This window comes from Streptococcus infantis (genome assembly GCF_047465525.1).
Taxonomy (GTDB): domain Bacteria; phylum Bacillota; class Bacilli; order Lactobacillales; family Streptococcaceae; genus Streptococcus; species Streptococcus infantis_R.
On sequence record NZ_JASGZS010000014.1, the window covers coordinates 42,156 to 53,467 of the forward strand.

The 11,312-nt window shown below is 39.2% G+C and carries 2 protein-coding genes; both read left to right on the forward strand.

From position 1 onward, the window contains the following. Positions 1 to 244: 244 nt before the first annotated feature. Positions 245 to 5,755 carry a G5 domain-containing protein gene (locus QM374_RS06625; RefSeq protein WP_414311234.1) on the forward strand — a complete coding sequence of 1,837 codons (5,511 nt, stop codon included), beginning with the start codon at positions 245 to 247 and terminating at the stop codon, positions 5,753 to 5,755. A 519-nt stretch (positions 5,756 to 6,274) separates the two neighbouring features. Beyond that, on the forward strand, positions 6,275 to 11,312 hold a 5,038-nt coding region (locus QM374_RS06630), incomplete at its 3' end, for a sialoglycan-binding domain-containing protein (protein WP_414311235.1).

Below are 11,312 nucleotides of genomic sequence, written 5' to 3' on the forward strand. Positions count from 1 at the left end.
GTTTGGAAGTCTAAAATTAGCGGTTCTGTCCGTAACCTAAATAACATGCCTGATGAACTGGGTGACTGGGTTTAGCTATTATAACAAATAGTTGTTTAAAAATTGAAAGGATTTAAAATGTGATGTATTAAAGTAGAGTAAACTTCCTAAATTTTAGGAAAAGAAAAAATTGTGATTTTGTTAACAGAAAATGTTAATGTTTTCTAAGTTTTATATGAAAAATTGTTAAAAAGGATTGGATAACATGAAAGATATCTTTAATAAACGCCAGCGTTTTTCGATTCGAAAGTTTTCTTTTGGAGTGGCGTCGGTACTAATAGGGGTTTCCTTATTTGCTCCAACTCAAGGAGTTTTGGCTTCTACGGAAAATAATAAAACAGGGATAGAAGTTAATTCTGAAAATGATAATTCACTGCCGACTGTGGAGATTAAAGAAGAAGTTCAAAATATTTCAGAACATCGAGACAATGCTTCTTCTGAGATAGATGCTAAAGAGCTCTCAACAGTAGCTACGAGTACGACAATTCTGGATACTTCTGGTGATAAGGAAACTGTCAATTCGACGGCAACTACTTTGGTGGCAGGTGAAGACAGATCAAGCGCTCCAGAGGTTAGAGCAGCATCAAATCCTTCTGAGCTTAAAAAGTATGAATTAACTGATGAGTATGCGAATCAAATAAAAGCAGGAATAATCGGTTCAGAAGGTGATCAACTGGATAGTTTGTTAGTTAATGGTCCCAAGTTAAATCCAGAAGGTTATACAGATGATGATTACTTGAAGGATAAAGAAGAAGTTTATATATATGAAAAAAATGGGAAAAAGTATGTAGGCTATAACAGTCATCCACTTTTAGATGATACTGATGGTGATGGTATTATTGATAGTAACGAAAAGCCAGATGAAAAATTAAAATGGAATGTAAGTGAACGTGATATGATTATGTTCATGGAATTGGCTTACCGTGACGATAAGTATATTGACAGAGTACTGGATCATAAGACACCCTTAACAGAAGCAGAGTTATACAAAAAGAATGGGGAAAGTAAACCACGCTATGAATACATGATGATGAATAGGGAATTGGGACCTTATTGGGAAAGAAAGAAAAGTTATCATACATCCAGTGGACTTGATGCTGTCTTATTTGAGACCAAGAGCGATTTCTTATATTTACCAAATGGAACTGCCCAAGTACTAGCATTTCGTGGGACTAGTGATTCTAAAGATATAGGTGCTGATATCACACTTGGAACAGGGAGTAATCCTAAACAGGCGATAGAAGCAGAAGAAATTATGCGTGAATTAGCTAAGGATAAGAGTATCACCAACCTTTATCTAACAGGACATTCTTTGGGAGGATATTTAGTACAACGTGCGATGGTTGAAGCCTATCAGTTGGCATATTCTGATAGCAGAGTTATGTCTCCTAAGGAACAATTAGATTATAGAAATTTCTATAACAATATTTTAAAAAAAGGAACAACATTTAATGCTCCAAAAGTGAGGACAGGTTTGTTCTCGTCATCTGAATTTTGGCAAAAAGGTTTAGATAGTAAAAAAATAGCTAAGTCAGGTAAACTGACTCATTATATTGTTGATAATGATTCTACTATAGGGAAAAGTGTCAGCAATGATAGTGATGTTGTTATAAATGTTGGACGAACAAGCAGAGGTCATAGTTCACGTTCTTATTTTGAAGCCGATATGATTAATAGACGACCAGAGTTTATTTCTGGGAAACGAATTTCCTTAGATGGAATAGGTTATCAAGATAAAAAAATTACAACCGATAGGTCTGTAGAAAAAGTTGGAGAAACTGTTGTATATAGCAAACGTGGAGACGACATCATTAAGTCAACAACTGTTAGTATCAAGGATCCTGATACAGGACAGATTACTAAAAATGCACTTGATCAAGTGTTCAAGGAAAATGGTGCGAAGGACAAAGTAGAAACAACAGAAATCCCATCACCTAAGAAATACGTGAAAGATGATACACGCGAAAAAGGACAAGCTAATGTTGAAGTACCTGGAAAAACTGGGAAACAGACGGTAACAACAACTTATAGTGTAAATCCTAACACTGGAGATCTTATTGAACATGTAGGACAACCAGTAGTTAAGCAACCGGCAATAGAAACAGTTGTCAAAGTCGCAGCCAAGGATGAAGTAGAATACATTAAAAGAGGAGCCGACGTTGTTAAGAAGACAACAAGCTACACAGTAAACTCAAAAACTGGCAGTCTTACTTCGACTGAGAAGCAAGAAGTAGTCAATAGAGGGGGCGCGAAGGATATAGTTGAGTATAATTCAGTTGAACCCAAAACAGTTTATTTAAAAGATGAGAACAGTCCAAAAGGTACTGATACTGTTCAATTTTCAGGGAAATCAGGACAAACTAAAGTCACCACAACATATAGCGTAGATCCAGTAAATGGAACCCTAACTCCATCAAAAGGCAAACCAGAAGTCGTAACTATACCAATAGCTAGAGTTGTCAAAGTGGGAGCGAAGGATAAAGTAGAAACAACAGAAATCCCATCACCTAAGAAATATGTAAAAGATGATACGCGCGATAAAGGCCAAGACAATGTAGAAGAAGCAGGACAAGCAGGTTCAAGCACAGTAACAACTACTTACGAAGTAAATCCATCAGATGGAACAATTACAGAAAGAGTAGGAAAACCAGTAGTAGTAAATCCAACAGAAACAATTGTCAAGGTTCCAGCGAAGGACAAAGTAGTAGAAACCTCGATTGAACCAGAGGTTGAGTATGTCAGAGCTGGTGAACGAGAAGTTGGCACACCTGATGACCGCGTTGAAGGAGCTAAAGGTAAAATAGTTACTACAACCACTTACGATGTAGATTCACACGACGGTCATATCACAGAACACGTTGGTACCCCAGTCGTCACCCCAGCAGGTAAGATAATCGTTAAAGTAGGAGCTAAAACTAAGGTTGAACAATCTAAAGATTCTGAAGGTCGTGATGTGATTGATACCACTACCTATGAAGTTGATCCAAAAACAGGTAAGGTAACTCCAACAACCGTTCGAACTTATGGGAAAACGAAAGAACCAACAGTAGATAAGAGAGTAGTACCATCACCTGTTGTCTATGAAAAAGATGATACGAAAGAAAAAGGTACAGCCCCAACTACTGTTAAAGGTGAAGATGGTGAAGACACTATCACAACCATTTACACTGTGGATCCTAATACTGGAAAGATTATAGTAAGTGAAGGTAAACCAGTTCGTACGAAAGAACCAACGAATACAGTCGTCAAAGTCGCAGCGAAGGATAGAGTAGTAGAAACCCCGATTGAACCTGAAGTTGAGTATGTTAGAGATGGTGAACGAGATGTTGACACATCTAATGAACGTATTGAAGGAGCTAAAGGTAAAATAGTTACTACAACCACTTACGATGTAGATTCAAACGACGGTCATATCACAGAACACGTTGATACCCCAGTCGTCACCCCAGCAGGTAAGACAATCGTTAAAGTAGGAGCTAAAACTAAGGTTGAACAATCTAAAGATTCTGAAGGCCGTGATGTGATTGATACCACTACCTATGAAGTTGATTCAAAAACAGGTAAGGTAACTCCTACAACAGTTCGAACTTATGGGAAAACGAAAGCACCAACGGTTGTGAAGAGAGTAGTACCGTCTCCAGTAGTTTATGAAAAAGATGATACGAAAGAAAAAGGTACAGCTCCAACTACTGTTAAAGGTGAAGATGGTGAAGACACTATCACAACCATTTACACTGTGGATCCTAAAACTGGAAAGATTACAGCAAGTGAAGGTAAACCAGTTCGTACGAAAGCACCAACGAATACTATTGTCAAAGTCGCAGCGAAGGATAAAGTAGAAACAACCGAAATCCCATCACCTAAGAAATATGTAAAAGATGATACGCGCGAAAAAGGTCAAGACAATGTAGAAGAAGCAGGACAAGCAGGTTCAAGCACTACCACAACAACGTATAGTGTTGATCCTACTACAGGCGCTATTACAGAAACAGTAGGAAAACCAGTAGTAGTGAATCCAACAGAAACAATTGTCAAAGTCGCAGCCAAGGACAAAGTAGTAGAAACCCCGATTGAACCAGAAGTGGAATACGTTAAAGATGTTGAAAAAAACTTCGGTACACCAGATCAGCGTATTGAGGGTAAAAAAGGTAAAACGGTTACTACAACCACTTACGATGTAGATCCAACCGACGGTCATATTACAGAACACGTTGGCAATCCAGTAGTCAGCCCAGCAGGTAAGACAATCGTTAAAGTTGGTGCGAAAACTAAGGTTGAACAATCTAAAGATTCTGAAGGCCGTGATGTGATTGATACCACTACCTATGAAGTTGATTCAAAAACAGGTAAGGTAACTCCTACAACAGTTCGAACTTATGGGAAAACGAAAGCACCAACGGTTGAGAAGAGAGTAGTACCGTCTCCAGTAGTTTATGAAAAAGATGATACGAAAGAAAAAGGTACAGTCCCAACTACTGTTAAAGGTGAAGATGGCGAAGACACTATCACAACCATTTACACTGTGGATCCTAATACTGGAAAGATTACAGCAAGTGAAGGTCAACCAGTTCGTACGAAAGAACCAACGAATACAGTCGTTAAAGTCGCAGCGAAGGACAAAGTAGTAGAAATCCCGATTGAACCAGAAGTTGAGTATGTTAGAGATGGTGAACGAGAAGTTGACACGCCTAATGAACGCGTTGAAGGAGCTAAAGGTAAAACAGTTACTACAACCACTTACGATGTAGATTCAAACGATGGTCATATCACAGAACACGTTGGCAACCCAGTCGTCACCCCAGCAGGTAAGACAATTGTTAAAGTTGGTGCGAAAACTAAGGTTGAACAATCTAAAGATTCTGAAGGTCATGATGTGATTGATACCACTACCTATGAAGTTGATCCAAAAACAGGTAAGGTAACTCCAACAACCGTTCGAACTTATGGGAAAACGAAAGAACCAAAAGTAGAGTTAGAACAGGATCCTAAGACAGGTGATGTTACAGTGACACCGAAGAAGCCAGATGGGTCAACATATCCACCAGGAACTAAGGTAGAAATCTCAGGTAAAGATGGTAATCCAATCGTCGTTACAATCGATGAAGATGGTAAAGGTAAAGTACCAAACAGTGATCTACCAAACGTAGAAAAAACAGGTACAGGTAAGATTACTGAACCAGGTAAATCATCTGTGGAAGTTCCTAAGGTAACAACTTTTGAAAACGATGCATTATCGGGTTCAATTGCATTGCCAGAGCTAATGATTGAGGTTCGATGGATTGATGAAGACGGAAATGTATTGAAACCATCCGTTAAGACAGGTAATGAAAAGGATGCTGAACATGGATCAATTCCAGTATATGAATTTGTACGAACTGTGATTGATGAAAATGAACCAGTAATTACTCACATTTTCAGAAAAGTAAGTGGAAATACAAATCCAAATACAATTCCAGTCACTCCAGTCACACCTGATACTAAAGGAAATTCTGGCCAAGATACACATACGCCAACAACTCCAATTCCAAATGCAGTTACTCCGAATGTAAATTATGAAGATACTACAGATACTATTGACAATGGAGCTAAAGCAAATGATTCTCAAAATGTATTGCCAAGACTTGGAACAGAGTCAAGTATGACTCTTGCATCTTTAGGGCTTCTTGGTATGCTAAGTAGCCTTGGACTTGCGTTTGGAAAGAAAAAAGAAGACTAAAAATTTAGTCAAAATATGAATGGTTCATTGTTAAGTGGACAATGAATACAAAAGATCAAGAAACGGCTTTGTTCCTCATTTGAAGAGGTACAAGGCCGTTGTTTTATTCTTGAAAAAGGGAGACATCAGTATTCGTACCACCCCCCTCTCAAAATATTGTATGTCTTTAATCCTAGTGCTCAGTTTTAAAATGTTCCCAAAAGTTCTCAATCGGTGAGCGATTAGTACACTTTCTAATCTAATATATAGAGAATGTCATCAGAAAGGAGAATCTTTCTGTTTTATTTAAACAAACTGTATATTAATGTGTTATAAACATTCGCATATGTTTGCGCTTTATTCGAGAGGTTGAATGGCTTTATGATTGCTTAAATGAATTGAAAATGATATAATCGAGCTGTGATAGCTGTAATAGCTGTAATGTGTAAAAATTGCTCAAAAGAGTGATTTTTATTGTATTATTCCCCAGAGGGAATACTGCTTCTCAATTTGATTTTGTCTTTAATATAAGGAGGAACGATGGAAAAAAAATCAAATTCACTAAGTAGAGTAAAGCGTCGACAACAGGAAAAAGTCTTACGCTTCTCTATTCGTAAGTATAGCTTCGGTGCGGCTTCAGTTGCTGTTGCAGCGCTGATGTTTTTGGGTGCGCGTGTCGTTAGTGCGGATAGCGTGACACCTGTTGATCAACCTCATGTAGAGGCTTTAACTCAAGATACTAGTCCGCTAGCATCGCAGGATAAGGAAGAGCCTGCTAGTTCTGTAAAAGTGGATACAGCTACTGCAAGTCAGCTTGTGGCACAGATCAAAGACCAGCTCCACGTCAAGGAAGCTACTAATACAGATCTTTTAGTCCGTGCCAAGGAAGAACTTGTTAAGGCTGAACAGACTCTCGCTGATTCAAAAGTGAGTCAAGAAGAAGTGGACGCTTTAGTAGCTCGCTTGACCAATGTTTTGGACCAACTACGAGCAGTGGAAACTCCTCAAGTCAAAGAAGATAAAAATGGTGAAAGTACACAGGAAGCAACTCCGGAAATCAAGCCAGAAGGAGTGAAGCCAACTCCAGAAATTTCAGCTAAGTCTGAGGAAACTTCAGAAAATACTAATGCTGAGCAACTGGAAAAAGCTAAAGCTAGTCTCAAAGTATCTATTGATCGTTTGGAACAGGCTATCGCCCAAACACCTGAGAATGACTTGACACGTGAAATCTTGGAAAAAGCTATTGCTCAAGTTGCTGTAGCCAAGTCTGCATTTGGTGGTGTAGAAGTTAGCCTTCGTGATGTTGAGGATATGAATCGTGTCATCAAACGTAACGAAAGCTCTGTTATGATTGCACGTAATCGTTTGACTTCGGGGCGTAATGACGTCCGTAATGGCGCAGCTATCCCAGTTGGGACAACGCTTCGCGCTGATGCGGGGGCAACCTATGACAATGCTGTTGGGCTCTACTTCACAAAGGAAGGAGATGGCTCAGGTTATCCAGCTGGTACCATGCTCTTTAGAGACCGTAACCAAAATACTGCGGATAATCAAAGAGTTAAGGATGTCAAGGATGTCGTTAAGGTTGATGTCACTAAAAACGGAGATACCTACGATTGGGTCATTGAGTTTGAAGCTAATCCTGAAAATCACCAAAATGCTCATGCTTGGTTTACCATTCCAACTGGACATACCTTGGTAGACGACGGTTCGGCATCATTTGGTAGTTACTGGGGTGGTTCTGGTGGAAAACGACGTATTGAAACTCAAGGAAGATTACCACGAAACTTATACGACATCTTTAAAGATCAGGTTAGCGCTACGTCTAAGGCTGTTAACTTTGGTACCCCTGGTGGAGCTATCGAGCAGGCTTGGGGCAAAGCCGCCACTACCGATGCTTTCTGGAAAGGTGCTGATGGAGAGATTAAAACATTTGAAGAAATCATTTCAAAACCTGATGCGCTATACTGGACTCGTACAGGGGGCGCTCGTACGACAACGGAGAAGGATGTTCTGGTATCAGATTATTTGAAGGATTGGTTGATACGAAATACGCAAAAAGTCTATCATTTTGATATTGATTATCGTGGTAGAACTAAGGATAGTGCATCAAACTATATCTTTCGTTTCAAAACCAAGGCTGCTGAGGGGACTCCACTCATGTATGCAGCAGGGATGCGCTCCTATGAGTTCAGCACCCACCGAAATGATATGCAATGGTATGGTTTGCCATCTCCTAAGGTGACGGGGGCTGATCAAACTATCGAAAAAGGTAAGGAAATTCGACTTGAATTTACAACTACAGATAAGCTAGCAGGATTTTCACTTGGTGATCCAAAACTAGGTTATAATCCAGCTGATTCTATCAAGTTAGTGGATAGTAAGCTGGAACTTAAAGATCAAAAAGTTGAAGTTCAAAAAGTGAGTGATTATGAGCACAAGCTTATTATCACAGGTCGTGTTACTTCAGATCCTGGCGACTATAAGGTCAAGGTCAAGTCTGTCAATAACGTTGGACAAAGTGCGGAGTTTACATCAACTGTCAGGGTTACACAATCTATTACACCAACATTAGAGTTGAACCAAGATCCTAATACAGGTGACGTTACAGTAACACCGAAGAAACCAGATGGCTCAACATACCCACCAGAAACTAAGGTAGAAATCCCAGGTAAAGGTGACAAGCCAATCCCAGTCACAATCGGTAAAGACGGTAAAGGTAAAGTACCAAACAGTGAATTACCTGAAGGTAATGTCCCAGGTATAGGTAAGATTACAGAACCAGGTCAACCAACTGTTGAAGTTCCTGATGTAACAACACCAGGTAAGATAACACCAGCTGACCAGGTAGCACCAACAATTACTAAATTAACTGATAATCGTAATGCAGAAATTGATAGTAAAAACCCACGTAAGATTATCGTTTATCGTGAAGAAGAGTTTAGCGTTGATGTGAACTTAACTGATAACAGTGGTCGCTTGGATAAGATTAAGGTTCACGACAATGCTCAAGCAGTAGCACCATCAGGTAATTTCGAAGTTACAAATGGTGGTCGTCTTGAACTTCCTGCTAATGGTACAAGTATTAACTTCACGGATAAGACAAGTAATTTAGGTCAAGCTGGCAATGCGACAGATACTAACCCATATAAAGTTAATATTTCAGGTCATGTTGGTAAAAATCAGGAAGTCAAAGCTGATGCTAGCAAAAATATCTGGAATCGTTATATTAGTGGATATGACCAAGGAGGTCTGACAAATAATGACACAAACAATAACACTGCTAATAACGCCAATATTCAGATTGAGTTCCGTAAGCAAGCTGATAAATATACACCAACAGCAGTAACAGGCTCTAAAATCGATGTAGCGACAGATGGTACAATCAGTGGCTATAACTCACCAGAGACTTATATTGCGAACAAGTCAGACTTACCAACTAAAGGTACAACACCAGGTACTGCAACGACTTATACATGGAAAGATGGTGAAAATCCAACTGTTACAAATGGACAAGTAACACGAACAGTTGTGGTTACTTATCCAGATGGTTCAACAGATGAAGTACCTGTTACCTTCACAGTTAATGATACAGTACCACCAACGATTACTAGCTTAACACCTATTAGTAATGCAGAAATCGACAAAACTAACCCACATAAGATTATCGTTTATCGTGAAGAAGAGTTTAACGTTGATGTGAACTTAACTGATAACAGTGGTCGCTTGGATAAGATTAAGGTCCACGACAATGCTCAAGCAGTAGCACCATCAGGTAATTTCGAAGTTACAAATGGTGGTCGTCTTGAAATTCCTGCTAATGGTACAAAGATTAACTTTACGGCTAATACAAGTAATTTAGGTCAAGCTGGCAATGCGACAGATACTAATCCGTACAAGGTAAATATTTCAGGGTATGTAGGTAAAGGTCAGACAATTAATCCTGATGCTAGCAAAAATATCTGGAATCGTTATATTAGCGGATATGACCAAGAAGGTCTAACAAATAACAGTGGAAACAATGGTCCTGCTAATAACGCCAATATTCAGATTGAGTTCCGTAAGCAAGCTGATAAGTACACTCCAACAGCAGTAACAGGTTCTAAAATCGATGTAGCAACAGATGGTACAATCAGTGGCTATAACACACCAGAGACTTATATTGCCAACAAGTCAGACTTACCAACTAAAGGTACAACACCAGGTACTGCAACGACTTATACATGGAAAGATGGTGAAAATCCAACTGTTACAAATGGACAAGTAACACGAACAGTTGTGGTTACTTATCCAGATGGTTCAACAGATGAAGTACCTGTTACCTTCACAGTTAATGATACAGTACCACCAACGATTACTAGCTTAACACCTATTAGTAATGCAGAAATCGACAAAACTAATCCACATAAGATTATCGTTTATCGTGAAGAAGAGTTTAGCGTTGATGTGAACTTAACTGATAACAGTGGTCGCTTGGATAAGATTAAGGTTCACGACAATGCTCAAGCAGTAGCACCATCAGGTAATTTCGAAGTTACAAATGGTGGTCGTCTTGAAATTCCTGCTAATGGTACAAAGATTAACTTTACGGCTAATACAAGTAATTTAGGTCAAGCTGGCAATGCGACAGATACTAATCCGTACAAGGTAAATATTTCAGGGTATGTAGGTAAAGGTCAGACAATTAATCCTGATGCTAGCAAAAATATCTGGAATCGTTATATTAGCGGATATGACCAAGAAGGTCTAACAAATAACAGTGGAAACAATGGTCCTGCTAATAACGCCAATATTCAGATTGAGTTCCGTAAGCAAGCTGATAAATATACACCAACAGCTACAAATCCTACAGTGAATCTGACTTCAAATGGAACTGTTCCAGATTTGGGATCACCAGAGACTTATATTGCCAACAAGTCTGACTTGCCAGATAAAGGAACAACACCAGGTACGACAACGACTTACGCATGGAAAGCTGGAGAAACTCCAACTGTTAACAATGGTAAAGTCACACGTACAGTTATAGTAACTTATCCAGATGGTTCAACAGATGAAGTTCCAGTAAAAGTAACGGTAACAACACCAGAAACACCAGAAACTGAAAAACCAGTTGAGATTGAAATTACCCCACAACCAAATGGAGATGCGATTGTAACGCCTAAGAAACCAGATGGCTCAACATACCCACCAAAAACTACGGTAGAAATCCCAGGTGAAAATGGTCCAATCACTGTTGAAATCGGTAAAGACGGTTCAGGTAAAGTACCAAATGACAATCTTCCTAAGAAAGCTGTCCCAGGTACAGGAACAGTAACCGAACCGAATAAGAAACCATCACAACCGGTGAATGTAACAACACCAGGTAAGGTAACACCAGCAACACCAGAAACCGAAAAACCAGGTAAGATTGAAATTACTCAACAACCAAATGGTGATGCAGTAGTAACACCGAAGAAACCAGATGGCTCAACATACCCACCAAAAACTACGGTAGAAATCCCAGGTGAAAATGGTCCAATCACTGTTGAAATCGGTAAAGACGGTTCAGGTAAAGTACCAAATGACAATCTTCCTAAGA